The following is a 22,231-nucleotide window of genomic DNA, read 5'->3' as shown; positions in this document are numbered from 1 at the left end:
AATATCGTTACTGATGACACCCTCGGGGCGTAGCGTAGTCCGGTCATCGCGCCTGGTTTGGGACCAGGAGGTCGCAGGTTCGAATCCTGCCGCCCCGACTGTTTTAGTAGTTTTCTCAAAATTACTTAATGGGTGCGTAGCTCAGCTGGATAGAGCATCTGCCTTCTAAGCAGACGGTCAAAGGTTCGAATCCTTTCGCGCTCACGAAATGAGACAACTTTTTAAAAGTTGTCTCATTTTTTATACCCATAAAAATCTGTGGCCCAAACTTTTACAATTGGGATATTTAGAGTTCGATTTTTGAAGCTGGAATTCCTCTATCACTTGTTTGAAATTATCTAGAAGAGCCTCAATATATTTCTATAGGACTTTTTCGCAAATTCGAAATCTCCTTAGGGTTATAGTGTCTTTTGTTCTGGTTTTTTATAATTTTTTGAGATAAGATAAAGCAAGTCCAAAATAACTGCTATTTCTTCATCATCTACTTTAATGCCATTCTTTGCTAATAGGGCAATTGCCTGTTCAATTGATATTTTTTTATACATGAAATTCATTTTTCATATTTTTTCGATTAGCTTTTTTCGATAGTACTTTTAATAATGCATCATTTAGATCTAAAGAAAGGCTGCCTTTTTGGTAGTCAACATTAACAGGAGGAATTAAACTCAAAAGATGCTTTTTATCAGCTGTATCAAATTCCGAAAATCCGTAAAAAAGATCCAAAAATAATTTGCCTTCCAATCTTTCCTGCCTATCAATATCTCTTAATTTAGTATTGATATTACGTAGCTCTTTTTTTAAGCATTGAGAATTAACTTGATTCTCTTTTTTTAATTCATTATAATCGTCAAGTTTCAAGATCCTTGCTACAAATAACTTTCTAGCCTGAGAGAGAGTTAATCCTTCTTCTTTCAATTTTCTCTCGGCTAACATCCGTTCATGTAAATAATTTGTTTTCTGTGTTTTTATATTCTGATCTTCTAAAATACTGTTGAATAATTCAGCTGCATTATTTGATAATATTAGTTCTTGAAGTTTATTCTGATAACATTCATTAAGAAGAATTGCATTTATTCTTGTCTTACATCGTCCATGACAGTGATAGTAGGGATATTTTTTGGTTTTGCCTTTAGAAAAGCTTCCACTAAGTTTTTGATTACAATGGGGACATATTAAGAAGCCTCTTAGAAAAAATGTTGCTTTTAGAGTATCTGCTTTAGCAGTAACTTGTCTTTTTGTTGTAATAATACGCTGCACGTCATAAAACTGACTTTCGGAAATTAGTGCCTCATGCATTCCTTTAATCATTTGTTGTTCTTCTGCGCTAATATTTACTGATATAAGACCACAATAAACCGGATTACGTATCAATCTGAAAAAATGCGATCGTGAGCATATCAAACCTTTATCAGTCGCCATTTTTCTAATCTCTTCTATTTTGTGAATATTTTTTGAAAGTTGATGGAATACCCATTTTATAATGTCTGCTTCTGGTTGTTTAGGAGTAATTATTTTTTTACCATCTAACAGTGTCAGATTAATAAATCCTAATGGCGCCTTATTAGTATACCTACCCATTAATTTAGCCCGACGAATTCCATTTGCTGTATTCTGGGCTCTCCTACTGTTTTCGGCTTCTGGTACAGAAAGGTATACAGCAAGCATAACCGTGCTTTCCGGCACCGAGAAATCTACAGGCTGATCAATAGCCATTGCTGTTGTTTTATATTTCCGAAGCTTTCCTATCATTTCATAGGCATATTCAACATTACGACTGAATCGATCCCATTTAATGAACAATATATTAGCTTCTTCCTTTAGTGATTTGTGCTTAATTGTTGTGAATAGGCTTTTCCATTCAGGCCGATTGAAATTCTTAGCTGAGAAGTCTTCACGATAAATTCCCTTGACTTCAATATTGTTATATTTACAATATTTTAATAACCTGTCCTCTTGCTCAGGTAAGGAGTACCCTTTTCTTTTTTGCTCGTCTGTACTTACACGGACGTATAAATAGGCTGTTTTCATATGAATAATGTTTGCTTAATCTACTACTACAAGATTAGTATTTTTAAACATATGATATGAGAAATGAAAAGCTCTTAATCTTTTAAGACTCTCTTATTTCTGAAAACGTATACTCTCAATTATTTCTGAAATGAAAATTAGGATTGATTTAATTTCAATAGTTTCTTAAGCCATTACAACTTGTCTCAACTTATTTTCAATATCTGGTATATTAAAAATGAAGGTAAAATAGATATATTTCAATATAGATAAAGGATCTTTTATCATTAAATCTCTTGAATCATCAATTAGTTCATTTTTGTAATGCTCAAATGTTGATACATTGGTTACAACTTTTTCATTAAATTTTTTTATAACAAAATCTGTAAACCATGTATCCTCGTAATCTATAATGTATTCTTTGTACCTTGTCTTGATTCTAAAAATATCATCCCAAACATTATAGATATCAATACTCCCTGAGTTTAATATAAACGAAATATTCCAATCTATATCACTCAACAATGTTCCTAGATTTAGAGTATTAAATGCTTCTTGGGGACTAATACTAATGGTTATCTCATCAATTGTGTAAGTAGTGCTAAAAGGGAAAAGAACTTTTTGCCTTATATCATTTTTTAAAGGCGTATCATATTCTTTTTTTCATCTGAATTACATTCATGACAGGCAGGAAACAAATTTTTGAAATTTATTGAGACAAAAGGATACATTGCCTTAGGAATATAATGATCATAAGCATTTCGCCTTTTTCTATCTGTACGGGGTTTTAAACTACTAATTCCACAAAAAGGGCAGACTTTGCCTATTTGAACTTTTTTAAATTCATTAAAATGATCTTGCACATCCTTATATTCATCTTTTAATGCTTTTGGTAAGCTGTCATAATCATCCCATAACCATGTTAAAAATTCTTTTAAAATTTTTCGAAAATCTTCATTGACTATTTCGGTATATTTTACAACTTCTAAGGTTGTATCATTACATAGATTCTCAATATTGAAATGGTTATAATATGCTTTTTTTATAATATCTCTTTCCCCGTCAGGTAATGCAACATATCTTTCCGCTATTTCCTTTAAATAATTTTTAAACTTATTTGATGAATTTATTAAAGTTATAAAACCTGCTTGAAGTACTACAGTACTATCGTAAGGTTGAGGTTCCAAATCAAACAAACGCTCAAAATAATAACAAATATTATTTTGCAATTGATGGATTGGGTGTTCTATATCTATGTAAGTGTATAACATTATTTCTTCTTCACTTGACTTAAATAGTTATACAAATCAAATTTTTCTATACTCTCCCCAAAGCCCATCAAACGTTCTTCTATCTCATCAATTTTTTCAGCCAATAATGCTGTATCATTTATATTTTGTATCTCTCTTTTCAAATCAATCAGTTCGTTGTTTGCGTAATCTGATATAGTAATATCTCTATCAAAAATCTGCTTCATTAAAAAAGTAATGGAAGTACCATAAGTTTCATGTTTAGGATTTTCCAATTTCAAAGTTTTATCTTTTCGTATAAACTTATACACATTATCTTTCTGGTTATCACTAATGATAAAAGGAGAATGCGTGGTCATAATCAACTCATGCTTCCTTATATTTTCAGGATTTCCATGGGCATCATATTCTTTTCCAGAAACTTTGTTCAGAATCGTAATCATTTTAGCTCGCCATTTTGGATTGAAATGTGTGTCCGGTTCGTCCATCAAAAACAAGCAGCCGTCATCTTCCATCATCATAACAGAACCTATCACTTCATTTAACTGGTGCTCCCCATCCGAAAGAGATTTGTAATAGAGTGTGTCCTTTTTACCTTCTTCTATTTTTTGTTTTTTGATTTGGATTTTTTCAATTCTAAAAATCAAATCCGAGGGATCTGACTTTGATAATTCGTCTGTGATATTAATGGCTTTAGACGCATTAACTACAAACTTACGAACTGCTTGTTTTTCGATTAACAAATTCAAACTTTGCAATTCGTAAAACGTCTGAAATAGTTGGAATGCTGTTTTGTAATAGTATTGAAATGCTTGATGTACTGCTTCAGTTATATAAAAGTCTAATATTAAACATTTAGCATTTGTATCATCTCGCCAAGTAGTTGCACATGCTTTTAATGGATTCAGTAAATCTTGCTTTTTTTCTAATATTTTTAATGCTTCTTGGGTATTATGTTTGTAATTAAACGTAATTCGAAATGAATGTAAATCTTCTATCCTAAAAATACTTTTAATATAATTTAATGGAGCAGTTTTGCCTAATAACATATTGGCAACAAAAATGCTGTAATTACTTTCGGCATCTAAAAAAAACAAACGACGATTACAATCCTTGTATTTACTATTTACCATTTCGGTGAAGTAATGGTATCGCAAACGTATAAATGGATTACTCAATAATTCGTTTTGCCCTGAAGTATAAGCAATGATTTTTAAAGGTAAGAATTGTTCGAAATTTTCTTCTACTACTGAAAAGTTATCCTCACCCGCTAAAGAATAAGACATTTCTAGGAAGCCTTCTAAATCTTTCTTAATGTTTACATGTACATCTTTTTCAAATGGTTTATCCAAATACAAAACTTCTCTCGATTCTATTTTCTCTATATAATCAAAACCTTTCTTCGTTTTAGGAAGTATATATTCTATCTCAAAACCAAAATTTTTATTTTCAATGTATGACTTTGGGGTATCTTGAAGTTTAACTCTTTCCAGATAATAAAAAATCTCTGCTAATAATTCCAGGAAATTGGATTTTCCACTACCATTTAAACCAGCAAATACTTTGGTAGATAATTTACTGTCTTCCAAAGTATCATTAAATTCGTAATCTACATTAGCAGTAAGACTACGAAAGTCTTCTCCTAATATTTTAAGGCGTAGTAATTTCATCTTTAATTCGAAAATAAATGCCTGAGCGTTCTTTTTTATCTTTCTTAGCCAGATTGACTAAATCTGTTTCAGTAAAACTAATGTTAGGGATATTCTCTGTTTCTGCATTGTAAAATACTTGTTCTAACTGTAAAAAGGAATTCTCACCAGTAATAGCTGTCGTTACAAAACGGTAAAAATCATCTGCATTTTCATATTGTGGTTTTTTCTTCTGCTCTACAGAAGAAAAATAATTGACAACCATTCCTATGTCTTCTTTCAAATAGCGAAGTAACATTTCTGCATTAAAATAATACCCATTAAATTCATTTTGAATATAATTTGCCACTTCTTTAAAACTTACATTTTCCCAATTGAGTTTTCTTTTTGTTGCAGGTTGGGTTACCTTTTTAATTTCTTCTTTAAGTAATTCTTGCTTTACACCATCAGGCTTAGGTTCTTCCTCGGAAGTTTCAATAGGATTGTGTTCATTAGGTAACAAACTTACATCAAAAGGCACTTGGGAAAGGTCTATATCTCCTGCAAAAACTTTTTGGCTCACCGATGCATACAATTCTTCCAAATCTTTTAATTGTACTTCTTGCTCTGCCCTGATGCTTTCTATTTTTTGAGCAATATCCGCAAATTGGTTTTGGAGGTTAATAGGTGGAATAGGAAGATTAATATTTTTTAAAACACCAACATTTAAATGTTTATGAACACCACCAACCTCATTATTCTCAACTACCTTTTGAAACCTCTCTGAATTATATAAATAGACCAAATAATATGAATTGATCAGCTCTCTTTTGGGCCTACAAATTATTAAATCAATGCAGTTAATACCATCTAATTCATCTGGTATAATTGCAGCAACTCCTGTATTGCCTGTCCTAACTAAAACTATATCATTTTTTTTTAATATTGATTTAGAAAGTGTTGTCTTGTTAGCTACTTCTGAAAAATATACAACGTCATTAAGGTCTATTTTATTAGGCTTTATATTTAACGATCTCAAGGCAATTACCCCATCTTTAACATAGTGTGAGGCTGGCTTAATAACAACTCCTACCTGAATATCGTTAGCATATTCAAATCCATTAAACAAACTCCATTCTTTTTCATTTTTTACAGGATCACCAAACATTTGATAAAAATTAGCTTTTACAAATTCATCCAATAAACCAATTGCATTTTTTCGTTCGGCAATGGTGGCTTCTATTTTTTCTAATAGATAAGCAATGCGAATTTGATTTCCGTAAGAAGGGAATGGAATTTCTATACTATCAATATCTTCATTTCGTAAGTTATTAATGTTTGCACCCTGGGTAACTTTTAAGATGTGACTTCTATATCTTTTACTTTTAAAAAAACAATCCAAGTACTTTGGAAAAATTTTATTTTTATCTGGACGTACTACTTTACAAAATGCTCCGAAAGTTGCTGTAACTTCACCTGTATAAATAACATGTTTGCCAAGTAAGTTCTTACTACCACTTGATGATGTTAGTAATAAATCCCCCTTTTTTAGTATTTGAATATCAGAAACTTTATTCTCATTAACATAGATTAAATCTTCCCAATTGATTTTATTTCCCTGAATATTATTTCCTTTAAGTAAAATTATCTTATTCCTATCAATTTCTGCTGAAATGTCATTTTGTTTATACGAAACACCTCTGATTTGAAGTGCAATTTCTTTAAGATTCACCAATTCCATTACAACATATTTTCAAGTTCATCAATCAAGTTTGCAATTTGCTTTTGCTTTTGTTTTAAATCCGCCATAATATCTGTAGTTGATCTGTAATCAATTGGATCATATACTTCTTCTCGATAGCGGTTAAAACTAAGCTCATAACCCATGTCCATCAATTCTTGTTTAGGCACAAAAAAATAACGTTGTGTACGATCGATAGGATTTTCTTGTTCACGATTGTTGTAATGCTGAATGATCTTGTGAATGTCGCCGTAATCACGATTACCTTCTTTATCGAAGCGATCATTACGTTTATCATCTAGGGTTTTACCATCATGTTCCATATTATAAAACCAAACCCGTTCTGTTTCGCCACCTTTGGTAAAAATCAAAATAGCTGTAGCTACTCCCGCATAAGGTTTAAATACACCTGATGGTAAATTAATTACCGCTTTCAGTTCACATTTATCTATCAAAATACTTCGTATATTCTGAAAAGCTTTTCCAGAGCCAAATAAAACCCCTTGAGGAATGATAACACCCGCAGTTCCGCCCATTCGTAGCATTTTATAGATACGCTCTAAAAACAGCAGTTCGGTTTTTTTGGTATCGGTTGTAAAACTTTCGTTTATTTCTGCCTTGTCCAGACTTCCTGTAAACGGCGGATTGGCGAGTACTATATGATATTCATTATCTTCATTATAAAATTTACTCAAAGTATCCGTATAGTCAATATTAGGATGTTCGATACCGTGCATCATCAGGTTCATTAACCCAATACGAATCATATTTTGATCAATATCAAAGCCATAGAATGTTTTTCTATTTAAAACCTCTTTAGAGGTATCATCTACTAATTTATCAGCTAATGTCCCACGAGTAAAGCCATAATTATCTAACACTTTATGTTTGGAAGAGGTAAACTGTGTTAAGATGTATTGGTAAGCCGCCAATAAAAATCCTGCCGTACCACACGCCGGATCTGCAATTTTATTGCCCAATTGTGGCTTTACTAACTCTACCAACATTTCTATAATATGAGTTGGTGTACGAAATTGACCATTTTTACCTGAGGTGCTAAGTTGCTGTAACAAATACTCGTAAATATCTCCTTGGGCATCTACAAAGCGATCTTGAGCATGTAAAACCTCATAAATTTCATTTATCTTTTTTACAGCTTCTGTCAACAAGCTTGGTTTAGGGATAATGAATACTGCATTGTCCATATGTTTAGCAAAAGGAGAATCGGTTTCGCCTAAGTTTTTAATAAAAGGAAATACTCGGGCTTGTACCAATTGATACATTTCTTCTGAAGGCTTGCGAGAGAAATTTTTCCAACGTAACTCTTCTCTTTCGATACCCTTATCTTCTTCCTCACCAGGCAAATAGAATTTTCCCTGAAAAATGGATTTATACTCCATTGCTAAAAATTCTGCATCACCTTGTCGTTTTTGGTCGTTTTCGTCCAGTTGCTTCATAAACAACAAATATGTGATTTGCTGTATCGCGTCTATTGGATTAGTTAATCCACCTGACCAAAATTTCCCCCAGAGTTCGTTTACTTTACTCTTAATTTCCTGATTATCCATTGTTATAATTACGCAGCTAAGGCATTAATAAATTGTAATATTTCTTGCATCATTTTTCCATCAAATACACCTCTTATCCCATTAGGATGTATTCTGGTAAAGGGTGCTGAGATTAAGTCTTTGCGCTCTATACTCCCTTTTTCTATTAAATAAGTTTGCAAAAGTCTTAAAAAATCCAATTGTTTTACGCCCAAATTGGATTGTTTTGCAATAAAGTCATTAAACGCCTTACTGATCGTCGTTGGGAAATCATCCAAAATCTCAATCCCAAGAATGTGTTTAATAAACTGTACCAAGGCAGCGTTTCTGTTATTATATACTTTTCTGAGCAAGTCTACTGTAATGTGTGGACTTTCGTGTGATAGCATCCAAGAAAGTTCTTCTATTTCTATATCAGAAATAGGTTCATTATCTTTTATTTTTTTTAAAATGGGAAGCTCATTTAAAAGTATTCTTATTTTTTCTTCCACCATTTCCTTATACCGTTCAATACTCACGGCTTCATTCTGAGGTCCGAATAAAACTTTTTCTTTTTCAAATATCTCATCCGTAAAATTATACTTTGCAGGTACTAGGTTTACAGTACCTTCCCGATACACCATTAAAGGGGCTAAATGTTCGATTAAATCACTCAGTTTTTTTTCTGTTATAGTATTCCAGAAATAATCCGTTTGGGTTTGCTGTATTAAGTCTTTGTGTTTTGCTACTACATTTATACTTAAAGGCAATTCTGAAATTTCTTCCGTAATGGCATTTTTCAATGCTTCAAACTTTTCTTTATCTTCTTGCCAATATGCGATTGAAATTTCCACAACATCTTTCTCAAATCGCATCGCTTTAAAATCAACTCCACTAATTGTCCTGAACAAAGGTCGAATGTTTTCCTGTAAAAAGTCTATTTTTTCAGTATTAAGATCATCAAAAAATAAATCTCCTTTAACTTCCTCTAAAAATTTAATAGCATCGCGTATTACGATAGATTGTATGGGTAAGCTATCAATCGCTATTTTAATTTTTTCTAGAGTTGGGTCAAAAATATCTTCATCAGCAAGTTCCATCCCAATAGCTAATTTATATATGTATAAACCAAATAACCGTACCGGTAAAGGGATTTGATTTTTTAAAACTTTACCTTTCGGATTGAGTTTAAAATATTCAAAATTATCCCAACAATCCAAAATTAAAAAGCTATCTTTTTTAATACACCAAGACTTAATTTTTGTAGGTTCTAACAACCGAGTACCTCTCCCTATCATTTGCCAGAATTTGGTATAAGAATACACAGGTTTTGCAAATACAAGATTGGTAACTTCTCGTACATCAATACCAGTGTCTAGCATATCAACACTAATGGCAATCCTCGGTAAATCTTGATTTTTAAACTGGTCTAGTAAGCCTCCTTTACCATAAACTCGCGGATCGTCTGAAACGATTACTTTTGCCAATTCTCCAGCATATTCGGGATAAAGCGAATTGAAAATCTCTTCAATACGTCGTGCATGCGCTTTACTAATGCAAAAGAAAATGGTTTTTCCCGGAAGTACTCCATTGTGATCTTTAATAGATTCTTCCATAAATTCGCGTACAATTAGAGTATTTGTTCCTTTATTAATAACTCTACGTTCTAAATCAGTCCCTTCATAATTTATTTCAGCTACTTCTTTCCCCTCTAAAATAAGTTTCTTTTGATCTTCTAATGAGATCGTTCTCTTATTGATTCCTTATATTTGAAATTTAGTTTTAATTTTCATCACCTGGAAATCACAGAGATATGGAGGGATATGATTTACTGCCTCTTCATAAGAATATGCAAAAGTTGGGAGTCCATCTTCACAATCAAATAATCCAAACGTATTATGATCAATGATATCGGTTGGTGTTGCCGTTAGCCCCAAAGTAATTGTATTGAAATATTGTAATATTTCTTGATAGGTGTTGTAAATGCTTCGATGGCTTTCGTCAACAACAATTAAATCAAAAAAATGCGGACTAACTTTTGTACTTTCATCTCTGATTACATTTAACATAGTCGGATATGTAGAAACATAGATTCTTCTATCCGTAGCAAAACTGGTTTCCTGATATTGTGGCCAACGGGGTTCATTAGGTAAATGTTCTTTAAAATCATCCAATGCCTGACCTTGTAAAGCAACTCTATCTACTAAAAACAATACTCTTTCTGTCCAGCCACCACGCATCAAAGCGTCAATAAGAGCAATCACAGTTCTGGTTTTACCTGTACCAGTCGCCATAACGAGAAGAAACTTAGACCGTTTTTTTTCTAGAGATTCCATTACAGATCGAATAGCACGTATCTGATAATCTCGTCCTGCAATTTTAGTATTGATAAATTCTTGGGATAAGCTTTTACGATGTTTTCTTAGGTAAGTATAACGTTCTAAATCGTCACGAGTCGGAAAGCCATAAACTCTTTTTGGAGGGTAGTTTCCTAAATCCCAAAAGTATATTTCGTTACCATTCGTATAAAAGCAAAAAGGCAATTCACCACCTAATTTCTTTTGTATATTGTAACAATACTGTTTTGCCTGTTCTTTGCCAAGAGCAGCATCACTTATTGTCTTCTTTGCTTCGATAACTGCTAATGGTTTTCCATCTTTGCCTAACAAAACATAGTCAGAAAATTGATGAGTTTGATAAAGCTCTTGAGGTTCATTTACACTTTCTGATAGTTCCACGTTGATATCAAACTCAAGCATCACTTGAGTTAAGTCATTTACATTCCATCCTGCTTCTTGCAAGTGTCTATCGATGATATCTTTTCTAGTGGTTGCCTCGTTCATTATTTATCTTTACTTGAAACAATTAATTCTCTTATATCGACTTCTAATATGTTAGCAATTTCACTTAAAATCTCTAGTCTAGGTTGTTGTCTATTTTGTACATAAGCATTTACCATATTATAGCTTTTTCTAAGTTTATCTGCCAACCAAGTCTGTTTGATTCCTTTTTCTTCAAGTACCTCCTTTATTCGGTTCATGTCCGTATAAATTAAAGTCACTAATTTAATCTATTTTCTAATTATATCTCGTTTTTTGATATGTTTTTCGTTAACTTTTTCATAATCCCTTTACGCTAAATACAATAAAATGACAGCTATTTTTAAAGTCTACGCTTTATTTTTAGAAAGTTAAACTAATGTAGAATATGAAAATAAACTTAGTATTGACAAACAAACACAAAAGAGATATTATTAGAGTAATCAAAAATAAAAATCGATTAATACTTTGACAAAAATCTTAAAATTACTAAATCGACATTTGGAGTTCTCCTCACAAAAAGGAACTGTCCCACTAATGATCCTAAGTTAAATCGCCTCATTAAAAAGGAATAGTACCTAATTTTATTAATACTACAAGTTAATCCTTATCTCTTTTGTGACAATTAGAAAATTACTCATGAAATCTAATTTCAAAGTTTTTATTGATAACGATAAATTTACTATTAGAGAAAAAATCTTCATCATCACTCAACAAAAATATATTGCCCAAATCTCTTATTCTTCTGCGGCTATTATCCATTGTGTTTGTCACGATAATAATTTTATAAAACTCTTCTTCTAAATATGCCTTATCAACTTCATTTTTTGAAATTTCAAATGCATCACTTTTATCAACCCGACCTTTAACTTCAACAAAATATTTGTTACCATCTCTATCTATGTATTCAATGTCATACCCTACCCCATCTTGTCCTTCCGGATTATATCCTGAATGTGTATTGTAAACTTTAGACGCATTTTTGGAAACCCAGGTAACATCATTATAAATAGTGCTTAATTTTTCGAAAACAACCATTTCAGCAACTAATCCTATCTTTTGTTTATAATCCTGATTTATGCCCCCGTCGTATCGTTTGCCATTTCCATCAACTCCACTCCCATTTGAAATATAATGTGAATCGCAATTGCGAGGAATAATCTGTTCGATTTCTGTATGTGTTTGGTTAGAAAACTGACTTAAAAAGCCTGTTATTACATCTTCTTTTTGCTCTTTGAAATCATCATTTGTTTGATCATGTATCCATTTCTCAAAATTAGATGCGACAGCTTTCACTTCATCAAAATAAAGTAGGCTTCTTTTTTTATTTTCAGATAAGAACCTGTCAAGATCAATTTCAGTAAAAGTGGTTGAAACCAACAAAGTTTTGAGTAAATCACAATTTGCAACATAAATTGCATTCGGATTAAAAAAGCTGAAATCTTTTTCCAAATCATGATCCTTTATTGTCAAAAATGGGAATGCCTCGGATACTGCTTTTATAAAACAATATTCGACATTGAGTCCAAGCGTATTTAAAGGGATGATAATCTTTAAACTATACTTATAAAAATCTAAGTAATCTTGATATTGAGACTTTAGAACACTATTTTCGCTTTTTAAATAAGAATGCAAAACTGCATTGAAGCCTTTTTCAAATTTATTTTTCAGCTTATTAACTTCCTTAAGGTAAAAGTCAGTAAAATCAATTCTAGGATAAATGACTTCATTCAATTCTTCCAAAGTTATAGAAAGTGAATTCAACAACTTGATCAAAACAGAGATATTTGAGACATGATTTGTCTGCAAAAAATCGAATTTGCATTCAACTTCCTGAACCATCTCCTGACCTATTCCAAGTAATTCAGATAATTTATTTATATCAATCTGATTTTCAAAAAATATACCTCTTGCATCTCTAAGCCCTCTTACTGTTAGAATTGATGACCAAAATTTTTGGCTTGGTGAAAAACTGGTATCATTTAGTTTATCTCTGATTTCATTTATTCTTTCCTCAGCTATATCGTAGCTTTTCAAATACTCTTGCTTATTGATTGCATTTAAAAAATTAAGGAGATTTGCATTGAAGTTTCGCAAGTCTCTTTCAAGTAGGTATATAAATAATTCATTAACACAGTTTGCAATTTGTTTATTCCTATTTGTTACACTATCTGAAACGGTTAAATGAATATTTAAATCAGTCCCTACAAAATATTTCACAGGAATTACAAAAGGTGAAGAATCCGCAACCGATATCATAACTTTCAAATCTCTTTTTTCAAAGACCTTTACGGCTTTAATCTCCGGAAAATACTTAGTGATAGCATCACCTAAATGTGATTCTAATAAGGCAATTATTTCGGGGAGCAATTCAAAAAATGAAATGAAAGATATAGCATTAGTAGATTCTATTTCTACAAGTTCTTTGCTTATTGATCTAGAAAATCTCTTACCAATCCGTCCCGCAATTTTTCCAAATGTATTTTTATCACGATTTGTGAAATGTGGCTGAATTTTCTGTTTGATTTCTATTGGTAAAATATCATATGCCGGCTTATCATCAATGTAAAATATATTTTGGGCAAATTTCCAGCACGGAACTTTAGTTGTATCATCTACACCTAAAAACTTAGTATTTCCTAATTGGTTTAAGGCCCACTCTGAAATATTGCCAACCTCATAGAAATCAACAAGCTTACTCAAAATACGATTATAGAAATCCAGAAAGTCTTTTCCGGCAGGAATCTCGTTTTCGTATTTAATATAAATAGACTGCAAAAGCTGCCTAAAGTTTTCTAAGGAATGTGCATCCAAATGGATCAAGCCTACTCCTTCGATCAATATTTTTTTGCTTCCATAATCTATTGGTAAAAGTCTCAGAAATTTCCTGATAATGTGATTATGCGATTGTAAAAAATCAAAATCTCTGATTCCAACTACTTCGCTGGCTACATATTGTTCATCTTCTCCTTCAAAACAAATCCATGCTTCATTTGCAAGCCTTTCTATAAATTGACTCAATTTAATGGTATGTTCAGCATCGACCTCCTTCCAGTTACTATAACTATTAGAATATAGCAACCTTGGCAGTAAACTATCATTAAGAAATAGCTGATAGGTATTCCAATTATTTATTATTGTATTTGTAAACCATATATTATATCGCTCAGGTAAATCCAATGTTCTGTCATTCTTAATATAAAATGGTCGCGTAGAAAAACCGGAATAACTGCCAAGTATACGATCTCTTTTTTCAGAAGGGTTGATGGTTATCTGCTTTTCTGCTAAATAAACGGCTGGTATTTCCCAAACGCCAAACTTCTTGAAAAACATTTTTTTTGATTGCTCTTCATCTTTTTCTCCTTCTGAAATTAAAACTGAATCATCAATAAAATTCCCATTTGGATATAAATCCATTAGATTTTCGCTCTCAAAATAAATAGGATGAGTTAATGGTGACAGCCATTTATCCGTTCTTTTAATAGGTAATCGAATTTTTTCCCTAATTTCTAATTCTGATTTTACATCAAGATCTTGTAACTTAAAAAGAGTATTTAGTAGATCATTTTTCGGAACAGAGCGTTCTGCAAAAAGTTTAAGTAACCTCCTTACAAGTTCGTAAGTACTATACTCTATAATCCCTGTTCGACTTTTTCCTTCACGAAAATCACTTATCCTTATTTCTTTATGAATAAAATGAATGTGTTTTTGTATACTCTTAGAAAGTGCAATAGGAGTTTTTAGACTTCCCTTCCCACGGTAAAAGATGTCCTCACTATTTGAAATTAATTTCCAGTTATCTGTGAGCAAAACTTTTTTTCCCGTCAAGCTTAACCCCTCATGTTTAATCACATAGTTATATAGATTTTGAAAAAATTTAATATTTTTTTTCTTTAATTGCCTTTTACATTCATTCTCAATATGATTTGCAATGCTATCAAAACTTAAATATGAAATTTCAAATTCTGCAAGAAACCAATCTCTGACTTTACTGTCATCAATATAGATCAGTTTCTTATCTCCTAACTTCCCATCGGGGAATAGTCCTTTATCAAAATCATCAGCAATAATTACATCTGAGGGATAAAAATACTTTTGTGTCTGGGAATCATAAATAAACCTCTGGTTTTCTAACTCAGTTACAACAGTGTCATATAGAACTTCTAACATTGCATCTTCATTCCTTTTAAAACACAGAACCTTGTTAGTGTTTACCTTTGTCTTTTTTAGTTTGACAAGCATTTCTTTCCCAATAAACTTACCTATCTCAGAAAGCAAATAATCATTAAGCTTAGACTCTCGTAACATAGTCCTTTCAGGATTCACGATAAAATAACTGTGAATAATGAACCGAAATCCTGAAGTTATATGTAAAGGATAAAATAGATAAAGTTTTGCATCTTCAATTGGATTAATCTGCCCGATTTCAGAAATCTCTAAAACAATATTTATATCAACAAAAGAACTTTTAAATATCTCTTTTTCTTTTCCTTCTAAAGACTGAACTACTTTCTTGGGAATTTCAACTTTGCTGATGGGACTATAATATTTGAATTTAGTGGTTTTATCATTATTCGTCACACTAATACTATGCTGCGCTGTATTTTTTATAATAGAAAAAATTGAAACTATCTGTTCAGATTCCAGTCTAAGTGTGCGGATATTTCCCAATAGGATTAACTGCTTCTCTTTTATTTCCGAAAAATCATCTGTGATTTTTTCCACCGTAATTCCTTTTTTAATAGGAAGTCTAATTTTGGTCACAATTCCTTTCAACACCTCTTCTTCTGAAAGCTTTTCATTGCAGAAATGTGGAAAATAAAATAATGGAACTTCTTCTTCCTTGAGATCTGGCTCGTTATACTCACGAAGAGTCAGATTCCGATCAAAGTATATTGAACCGTGACGGGTTATTATACTCGGGCATTCTGTAACCTCGCTGATTGATTTAAATCCAATCCCTTTAAAACCAATATACTCCTGACTTTGCTTCGTACTCTTTCCAATGGTGGTGATACCTTCAATACCTTTGGCAGAAAATTCTGCTCCCGTGTTAGAAATTGAAAGTATGTTGTCTTTTATTTCAACTAGAATATCACCATCCTCTTCAATTTCCTTATTTGCATCCCTAACATTTTGAATCAATTCAAAAAAATACCTTCCTTCATATGCTTGTTGTAAATATTTCTCAGCTTCTGCTATAGCACTCAAACCTCTAATCGGGGTCCGTTTACTATCATTCAATAATTTATTGGCTATTTCTCGCAGATTCATTTTCGAAAGGTTAAAAAGTTTTGTTGTATAAAAATAAATAAACTTTTTTAATACAAAAATTTGCTGATTTCAAACACCTTCCAATAATTTATGTAATCCGGTAGACCAACTGAATTTAATAAAAACAGCACTAATCGCATCAGCATTCTGTCATGGATAGCACTTTCTATCAAATACCATTTCGCCCCATATAGATGGCAATGAAATCAGTTATTTCTGTATACAGCAGATCATAATATGTGGTACACACAAAATCATTTGTCATATCATAATACGCAAAGAACTAGCATATTGATAAGTTTCAAGTAACCAAGCATTTGTTTTTTCGACTAAAACAATCATATATTGATATTGATTGTCTACCTCAAGTTACTACATATTTTTTTTCCAATCATATACCAGCCGAATCGATAGGAACTTTCCCATATGCTTGATGTATTTTGCAGCAAATAATACAACGCCTTATAACTTAAATACGACAGATAAATAATCTGCCGTATTTTTAACTTTTTCCCTTGTGTGTAACTTCGTAATATATGGTCTTTGGTACTCCATACAGAAACCGAACTATTTCATTCAACAATAAACAACTAATAATCAACAAAATACTCGTAAAACCCAATTAAGGTCAGCAACCAAAGAGTTCGAAGATAATCCTGTCAAGTTCACTTAAAGACTCACTATTTTTTAGTGAGTCTTTTTTGTTTTATAAATTAATAAGAAGTTTCCAATACTATTCTTTGCATGACATGAGTAAAAAGTAAAGGTGAAATCATTACTTCTAATTCTAAGCATAAACCTGGCAATCTAAATAAACCATAATAAGCTATCAAATTTCAATTATTCCCACTATTAATAGAAGTTGGTAAGGAATAACAAAAATTAAGAGCGTAAACAAAGCCTTTCCCGCCGTAATTAAATTAGCATACTTATCTCTGAATAACATCATTCGTTTCACTGGATTAAAACGCCGTTTCACCGACTAATTTCGCTGAATCAGTTTATCTTTTGTTCTCAGCGGCAGTAATACCTATTACTTTTACACGGTAAACGTTGCCGAAAGGTCACTTAGTTAGTTTTAATTAGTATCAAGGAAACATTGGTTAAGGATCAATAAAAATCTTTTTGTGCATTAATTCCTTATAGCCTTTATGGCTCAACTATACACTTAATCATGTTTGGGTAGGATTGGTTTGTTCCAATCCTATTTTTTTATAGGCCATTTTATACAATAAAAAAACCGCTGCGGCTACAGCGGTTTAATTTATTCTGAGGAATAGTATTATTTTAATTTATAAGAACTTCCGTTCCAAAGATAGGTTTTGGAAGAGTGCTTTTTCTTCTCTCTGTCTTTTTCATCTACTTCCATATCTTCTGTTTTAAGGACAAATGTGTTGGGAAATCCTCCTTTATCATTAGGAAAAACATATTCTTCAGTGTGATAATAAGCTCCGACATCACCCACATTCATCAATTGGGGAAGGGTAATCAGTTTTTTATCTTTAAAAAGAACATACTGATCATAGCTTGCTATTCCACAAGCCTCTCCGGAAACCATTGCTTTCAGGGTAAATTCAACATTCTGCAGTTTATGGCTGCTTTCTATATTGAAGGACGCAGAGCTTAGCTCCTCACCTTTTCCTGTATCAAAATATACCTCATCAATGAGTGTGCTTCCTTCCAGTACCTTTATTCCGGCAATGTTCTGCTTTTCTATCTGGTTGTATTCTTTATTTTTTCTGTCAATCGTTTTGGAAAGCCCGAAAAGAAAATCGTAACCATTCTTGTTGCGGTATCCTACGCAAAGATTACCACCCCAGATATATCCCTCCAAAGTATTTTCACCTTTCTGATAAGAGATTTTATACCAATTGGCTGCTCTTTCTCCCAACTTCAGGACCGTTTCTTCTTTTTTAAGAATCATTACCTGCTGATTGGTCTGTAATGAATCCACAACCTGAGTATTAACTCCCGGATCTAGTCTCACACGAGTCCAGTCTGTAAAGATTTTCTGCGTTTTATTTTCTTCAAAACCAAAGACACCATCTGCATATACTTCATTTTCCTGCGCACTAAAAAATTGCAGCATCAGAATCAATAAAGCTGTCCATAAAGTTTTCATATTCGTATTTTGTTTTTTGTGTGTTATTTTTCAAGCAGAAGACTTACCCATTCTTCACGCTGTAGTTGCTTTTTAAGCTCAAGCCCGCTTTCTTTGCATACTTCCAGAATATCATCTACATCAAAGAAACACAGTCCTGAAAGCAATAGTTTTCCACCTTTATTCAATACTGAAACATAGGTCGGAATATCTGAAATCAGGATATTTCTGTTGATATTGGCTAAAATAACATCAAAATTCTCTTTTCCTAAATTTTCAGCAGTTCCCTGTTCAATATCTAATTCAACACTGTTTCTAACTGCATTTTCTTTTGAGTTTTCTACTGACCATTCATCAATATCAATGGCTTTCGTATCTCCTGCTCCCTGCTGTTTTGCATAAATTGCCAATACAGAAGTTCCGCATCCCATATCCAATACTTTTTTACCATTGAAGTCGATATCCATCATTTGCTGGATCATCAGGTGAGTGGTAGGATGATGCCCTGTTCCAAAAGACATTTTAGGCTGAATAATAATTTCATGCATTCCCGGCACTGATTCATGGAACTCTGCTCTGATCAATACTTTATCATCAATATTGATTGGAGAGAAATTCTTTTCCCATTCTTCATTCCAGTTGATATTCGGCATTTCTTCAAAAGTGTATTCGATTTTTACGTTTTCATTTTCAAAGATCGGAAGTGCTTTCAACTGGTCTTCCTGAAACAATTCTGTCTGGATATATCCTAAAATTCCGTCAATTTCTTCTGTAAAGCTGTCAAAGCCTATTTCTATAAGCTCTGCCATTAAAATCTCATTCCAAGGCTGTAATGGAGAAATTTTAAAATTGAATTCTAAATAATTTTGCATGTGACTAATTTGCTGCAAAAATACTAATGTTATTATTGTTAAAAAAATGATGGAGTCATTTTTGGCTGAAACCGGGGATTTTTGTGCTTTTTTGAATGAAATGGCAGGAAAATTTATTTGTAACGTTTTTATCCCACGAATTTCACAGATTTCACAGATTTTTTAGTGCGGGAAGATTTTAAGTTTCGGCTAAAGCCATGTAAAACGTGTAAAAAGATGAAGCGGGCTCCCTTCGTCTACACTTAGGATAATAGCCCGCTCCTATTATTTTTTATTGTTCAAGGCAGAGTAACATTTCTTTGCAAAAAACTTTAAACCCTGAACCTTAAAACTTAAACTTTAAACCTCTTAAGGATTTGTAGAGAAGATTGAACCGTTTGCAATTAATGCTCTTCTGTTCATTTTCAGAATGTCTCTTACCCATTCTGCGAAGTCTTCCGGCTGTAATACTTTATCAGGATTTCCGTCTGTAAGCCCTCCCTGGATGCTCATATCTGAAGCAATAGTACTTGGAGTAAGCGTGATTACACGGATATTTTGTCTTCTCCACTCTGCCATCATGGATTGTGATAAAGATACGACTGCTGCTTTTGATGCTGCATATGCGGACATGTTAGGTCCACCTTTCAAACCAGCTGTAGAAGCTACGTTTACGATATCACCTTCTCCTTTAGCTTTCATAAACGGATGAGCCGCTTTCGCTGCATAATATACTCCGAATAAATTGGTCTTAATTACCTGTTCCCATGTTTCAGAAGGCATTTCTTCGATACTTCCGAAGTCTCCGATTCCTGCATTGTTGATCAGAATATCAATACCTCCCAGTTGTTCTGCTAAAGATTCAATTCCAGCTTTTACCTGAATTTCATTGTCTACAGAAAAAACTGCGTATGCTGAGTTTACTCCCAGTTTTTTGATTTCTTCAACTGTCATTTTTAGGTTTTCTTCGTTTCTTCCTGTAATGGCAACGTTTACTCCTTCATTGGCCAAAGCTAGTGCTACCGCTTTCCCTAGTCCTCTTCCACCACCTGTTACGATGGCATTTTTTCCGTTTATATTCATAGTAATGATACTTTTCTTTATACAAAGTTACGAAAGAACATTTTTACGAGTGGGTGAAAACACAGATTTAACTTATATTTTATTCAACCGCAAAAGTCACAAAAGATGATTAGCATTGAGAATATTTGAAAGTTGTTATCATCCTGCAAGAAAGTTCATATAAGTTGAAAACGCAGATTTTTATAAAACTTAAATTCGCTTCTTATACCCAAAGTTATAGCTTAAAAAACTTTTGTGACTTTTGTGGTTTATCTAAGTTTAGTAAAAAAATTAAAACCGGCTCATAAGAACCGGTTTCAAAATCTAAAAAAAAGTATAGTAAAAAAAATAAAGCTTAAGGAATCTGGATTGAATTCTGAACTTCAAATTCTTCTGAAGCGGTAAATTCATTTCCGTACATATCAACAGCCTTCACCTCAACTTTGTGTTTTCCCAGTGGTAATTTTTTAGGAAAATCTGCTTCCCAGATGTGCTTTGACATTTCAGGATTGGAAGGTCTTCTTCCCGGAAAAATTTTCTCTGTAGCATCCCATTTGAAAACTGAAAGGGCAAAATTCGGATCTATGGTTTCATCGTACTCCATTTCTTCCCATTTTCCGCCATCTATTCTGTATTCTACTTTGTCTTTCTTGCTTCCCATGAAGAAATTGGCCAATACTTTTGCAGAGGTTCTTGAGGAAGGAATCACTTTCGGAATATATAATTTGATCTGATAATCGTCCGGTTTTCCCGCTGTTTTGTATTTAACTTTATACTGATTGTCTGCAAAACTGATGAATGAATATCCTTTTGCTGTTCCGTCTCTCATTGTGGAAGTAGGTAATCCTGCATCGTCTGGTGTTCCTGAGTACCAGTCGCCACAAGTAGTTCCTACGTTATATTCATGTAAGTCTTTGATGCCATTCCAGCCTGCTTTTTTTCCATAGAAAATCTGCTGTTGAATATGGGTATGCGCTGATAAAAGCAATACGTTCTGGAAAGGGTTTAAGAAATCAAATAATTTCTGACGGTCTGCATTTCTGAAGCTGTCTTCGTTGTTATGCTCCAATGGAATATGGAAAGATAGTACGATAAGCTTATTCTTATCAACCAGTTTCAGATCATTTTCGATAAACTGTAGCTGATCTTCACGGAATCCTCCCCAATATCCTTTGCCGTCTCTTGGATCCGGGTAAAGAATATCATCGAGAATAATAAAGTGTACGTTTCCATAGTTGAAAGAATAATTGGCCGGACCAAAATTAGACTCGAATGTTTCATCGGAAAGGCGGTCTTCTTTCGCATCATAATTCATATCATGATTTCCCATCACATTATACCAAGGTAGCCCAACTTCTTTCATCACGTCTGCATATGGTTTCTGAAGACTTAAATTATCTCCTACCAAATCTCCCAGACTGATACCCAATACAGCATTTTTCTTGGTATTCTTCACTTCATTTACAATTCCTCTTTTGAAGTAATCCAGTTCTTTTTCTGTGTAAGGTTGCGGATCACCAAAAACAAGAATATCAAAGTTTTTGTTTTCATTTTGCTTATAAAGCGGAAAGTTCAGTTCTTTGGGAAGATCTCCTGTAGCAGCAACTCCTTTGTATTTGAAATCTGCGGGAGAACCTTTTGGTTTATGATGGTAATAGAACTGAGGTAAGTTGTTCGCATTTAAAGCAGTCTGATACCCTGAAGGCTTGATGACAAAAATAGTCTGATCTTCCTGAACCGGAAGGCTGTATCTACCATTTTTATCGGTAAGAACTACCTGAACACCATTAGAAACGGCAACTCCTTCAATTCCTTTTTCACGGTTTTCTTTCTTTTGGTTTTTGTTATTGTCTTCGTATACATATCCGGAAACAGAAGTCTGCGAGAATGCCATTGCTGAAACCAACATGCAAGGCATTAAAAGTTTTATACTGATACTCATTATCTTTTAATCTTTTAATCTTTTAATCTT

At 32.8% G+C, this 22,231-nt stretch carries 15 protein-coding genes, 2 tRNA genes and 1 pseudogene; 2 read left to right on the top strand and 16 right to left on the bottom strand.

Going from position 1 to position 22,231, the window contains the following annotated elements:
• Positions 1 to 23 precede the first annotated feature (23 nt).
• Together FW780_RS21120 and FW780_RS21115 are read left to right on the top strand one after the other, a co-directional pair.
• Positions 24 to 98: transfer RNA gene (locus FW780_RS21120), tRNA-Pro, on the top strand.
• Between the two features lie 32 nt (positions 99 to 130).
• A tRNA-Arg gene (locus tag FW780_RS21115) sits at positions 131 to 204 on the top strand.
• A 194-nt stretch (positions 205 to 398) separates the two neighbouring features.
• On the opposite strand, the gene FW780_RS21110 is transcribed toward FW780_RS21115, so the two are convergent.
• The 16 genes and pseudogenes from FW780_RS21110 to FW780_RS21040 all read right to left on the bottom strand — a co-directional run bounded on the left by FW780_RS21110 (position 399) and on the right by FW780_RS21040 (position 22,177).
• Positions 399 to 545 carry a PTS sugar transporter subunit IIBC gene (locus FW780_RS21110; RefSeq protein ID WP_241676963.1) on the bottom strand — a complete coding sequence of 49 codons (147 nt, stop codon included), beginning with the start codon at positions 543 to 545 and terminating at the stop codon, positions 399 to 401.
• Positions 538 to 2,028 (bottom strand): recombinase family protein, encoded by a 1,491-nt coding sequence (locus tag FW780_RS21105; RefSeq protein WP_149835572.1) that lies wholly within the window; start codon positions 2,026 to 2,028, stop codon positions 538 to 540. Before FW780_RS21105 ends, FW780_RS21110 begins: the two co-directional genes overlap by 8 nt.
• Positions 2,029 to 2,193: 165 nt before the next feature.
• Entirely contained in the window at positions 2,194 to 2,529 is a 336-nt protein-coding gene (locus tag FW780_RS21100) for a hypothetical protein (protein WP_149835571.1), read from the bottom strand.
• 116 nt (positions 2,530 to 2,645) lie between these two features.
• Positions 2,646 to 3,278 carry an HNH endonuclease family protein gene (locus tag FW780_RS21095; RefSeq protein ID WP_149835570.1) on the bottom strand — a complete coding sequence of 211 codons (633 nt, stop codon included), beginning with the start codon at positions 3,276 to 3,278 and terminating at the stop codon, positions 2,646 to 2,648.
• Complete coding sequence (locus FW780_RS21090) at positions 3,278 to 4,927, bottom strand: restriction system-associated AAA family ATPase (protein ID WP_149835569.1); 1,650 nt, start codon at positions 4,925 to 4,927, stop codon at positions 3,278 to 3,280. Before FW780_RS21090 ends, FW780_RS21095 begins: the two co-directional genes overlap by 1 nt.
• Positions 4,908 to 6,626 carry a restriction endonuclease subunit S gene (locus tag FW780_RS21085; protein WP_149835568.1) on the bottom strand — a complete coding sequence of 573 codons (1,719 nt, stop codon included), beginning with the start codon at positions 6,624 to 6,626 and terminating at the stop codon, positions 4,908 to 4,910. Before FW780_RS21085 ends, FW780_RS21090 begins: the two co-directional genes overlap by 20 nt.
• Positions 6,626 to 8,194: a type I restriction-modification system subunit M gene (locus tag FW780_RS21080; RefSeq protein ID WP_206669041.1), complete on the bottom strand. Its 1,569-nt coding sequence runs from the start codon at positions 8,192 to 8,194 to the stop codon at positions 6,626 to 6,628. The genes FW780_RS21085 and FW780_RS21080 overlap by 1 nt, the downstream gene beginning before the upstream one ends.
• A gap of 8 nt (positions 8,195 to 8,202) precedes the next feature.
• On the bottom strand, positions 8,203 to 9,768 hold the full coding sequence (locus FW780_RS22685; protein ID WP_241676962.1) for a type I restriction-modification enzyme R subunit C-terminal domain-containing protein: 1,566 nt from the start codon (positions 9,766 to 9,768) through the stop codon (positions 8,203 to 8,205).
• A 147-nt stretch (positions 9,769 to 9,915) separates the two neighbouring features.
• The gene (locus FW780_RS22680) at positions 9,916 to 10,995 is read right to left on the bottom strand and encodes a DEAD/DEAH box helicase family protein (protein WP_241676961.1); all 1,080 of its coding nucleotides are present in this window, start codon (positions 10,993 to 10,995) and stop codon (positions 9,916 to 9,918) included.
• Positions 10,995 to 11,192, bottom strand: coding sequence for a helix-turn-helix transcriptional regulator (locus FW780_RS21070; protein WP_149835566.1), 198 nt, complete (start codon positions 11,190 to 11,192; stop codon positions 10,995 to 10,997). Before FW780_RS21070 ends, FW780_RS22680 begins: the two co-directional genes overlap by 1 nt.
• Positions 11,193 to 11,604: 412 nt before the next feature.
• Entirely contained in the window at positions 11,605 to 16,245 is a 4,641-nt protein-coding gene (locus FW780_RS21065) for a DUF3883 domain-containing protein (RefSeq protein ID WP_149835565.1), read from the bottom strand.
• Positions 16,246 to 16,414: 169 nt separating this feature from the next.
• Positions 16,415 to 16,513 (bottom strand): annotated as a pseudogene (locus FW780_RS21060) (hypothetical protein); the annotation flags it as partial.
• 1,014 nt (positions 16,514 to 17,527) lie between these two features.
• Positions 17,528 to 18,367 carry an SH3 domain-containing protein gene (locus tag FW780_RS21055; RefSeq protein ID WP_149835563.1) on the bottom strand — a complete coding sequence of 280 codons (840 nt, stop codon included), beginning with the start codon at positions 18,365 to 18,367 and terminating at the stop codon, positions 17,528 to 17,530.
• A gap of 23 nt (positions 18,368 to 18,390) precedes the next feature.
• A complete protein-coding gene (gene prmA, locus FW780_RS21050) occupies positions 18,391 to 19,218 on the bottom strand; it encodes a 50S ribosomal protein L11 methyltransferase (protein ID WP_047420603.1) in 828 nt (275 codons plus the stop codon).
• Between the two features lie 348 nt (positions 19,219 to 19,566).
• A complete protein-coding gene (locus FW780_RS21045; RefSeq protein WP_149835562.1) occupies positions 19,567 to 20,280 on the bottom strand; it encodes a 3-ketoacyl-ACP reductase in 714 nt (237 codons plus the stop codon).
• Positions 20,281 to 20,614: 334 nt separating this feature from the next.
• Complete coding sequence (locus FW780_RS21040; protein ID WP_149835656.1) at positions 20,615 to 22,177, bottom strand: calcineurin-like phosphoesterase C-terminal domain-containing protein; 1,563 nt, start codon at positions 22,175 to 22,177, stop codon at positions 20,615 to 20,617.
• Between the last annotated feature and the right edge of the window lie 54 nt (positions 22,178 to 22,231).

Source organism: Chryseobacterium sediminis, assembly GCF_008386505.1.
GTDB lineage: Bacteria > Bacteroidota > Bacteroidia > Flavobacteriales > Weeksellaceae > Chryseobacterium > Chryseobacterium sediminis.
Note: the sequence above shows the minus strand (reverse complement) of the source record. Positions and strands in the feature narration are given on the sequence as shown.

What these genes read in the sequence shown, in the direction of transcription:
- FW780_RS21110 (WP_241676963.1), bottom strand. Translation starts at nt 545, where the DNA reads ATGTATAAAAAAATATCAATTGAACAGGCAATTGCCCTATTAGCAAAG.
- FW780_RS21105 (WP_149835572.1), bottom strand. Translation starts at nt 2,028, where the DNA reads ATGAAAACAGCCTATTTATACGTCCGTGTAAGTACAGACGAGCAAAAA.
- FW780_RS21095 (WP_149835570.1), bottom strand. Translation starts at nt 3,278, where the DNA reads ATGTTATACACTTACATAGATATAGAACACCCAATCCATCAATTGCAA.
- FW780_RS21090 (WP_149835569.1), bottom strand. Translation starts at nt 4,927, where the DNA reads ATGAAATTACTACGCCTTAAAATATTAGGAGAAGACTTTCGTAGTCTT.
- FW780_RS21085 (WP_149835568.1), bottom strand. Translation starts at nt 6,626, where the DNA reads ATGGAATTGGTGAATCTTAAAGAAATTGCACTTCAAATCAGAGGTGTT.
- FW780_RS21080 (WP_206669041.1), bottom strand. Translation starts at nt 8,194, where the DNA reads ATGGATAATCAGGAAATTAAGAGTAAAGTAAACGAACTCTGGGGGAAA.
- FW780_RS22685 (WP_241676962.1), bottom strand. Translation starts at nt 9,768, where the DNA reads ATGGAAGAATCTATTAAAGATCACAATGGAGTACTTCCGGGAAAAACC.
- FW780_RS22680 (WP_241676961.1), bottom strand. Translation starts at nt 10,995, where the DNA reads ATGAACGAGGCAACCACTAGAAAAGATATCATCGATAGACACTTGCAA.
- FW780_RS21070 (WP_149835566.1), bottom strand. Translation starts at nt 11,192, where the DNA reads ATGAACCGAATAAAGGAGGTACTTGAAGAAAAAGGAATCAAACAGACT.
- FW780_RS21065 (WP_149835565.1), bottom strand. Translation starts at nt 16,245, where the DNA reads ATGAATCTGCGAGAAATAGCCAATAAATTATTGAATGATAGTAAACGG.
- FW780_RS21055 (WP_149835563.1), bottom strand. Translation starts at nt 18,367, where the DNA reads ATGAAAACTTTATGGACAGCTTTATTGATTCTGATGCTGCAATTTTTT.
- prmA (WP_047420603.1), bottom strand. Translation starts at nt 19,218, where the DNA reads ATGCAAAATTATTTAGAATTCAATTTTAAAATTTCTCCATTACAGCCT.
- FW780_RS21045 (WP_149835562.1), bottom strand. Translation starts at nt 20,280, where the DNA reads ATGAATATAAACGGAAAAAATGCCATCGTAACAGGTGGTGGAAGAGGA.
- FW780_RS21040 (WP_149835656.1), bottom strand. Translation starts at nt 22,177, where the DNA reads ATGCCTTGCATGTTGGTTTCAGCAATGGCATTCTCGCAGACTTCTGTT.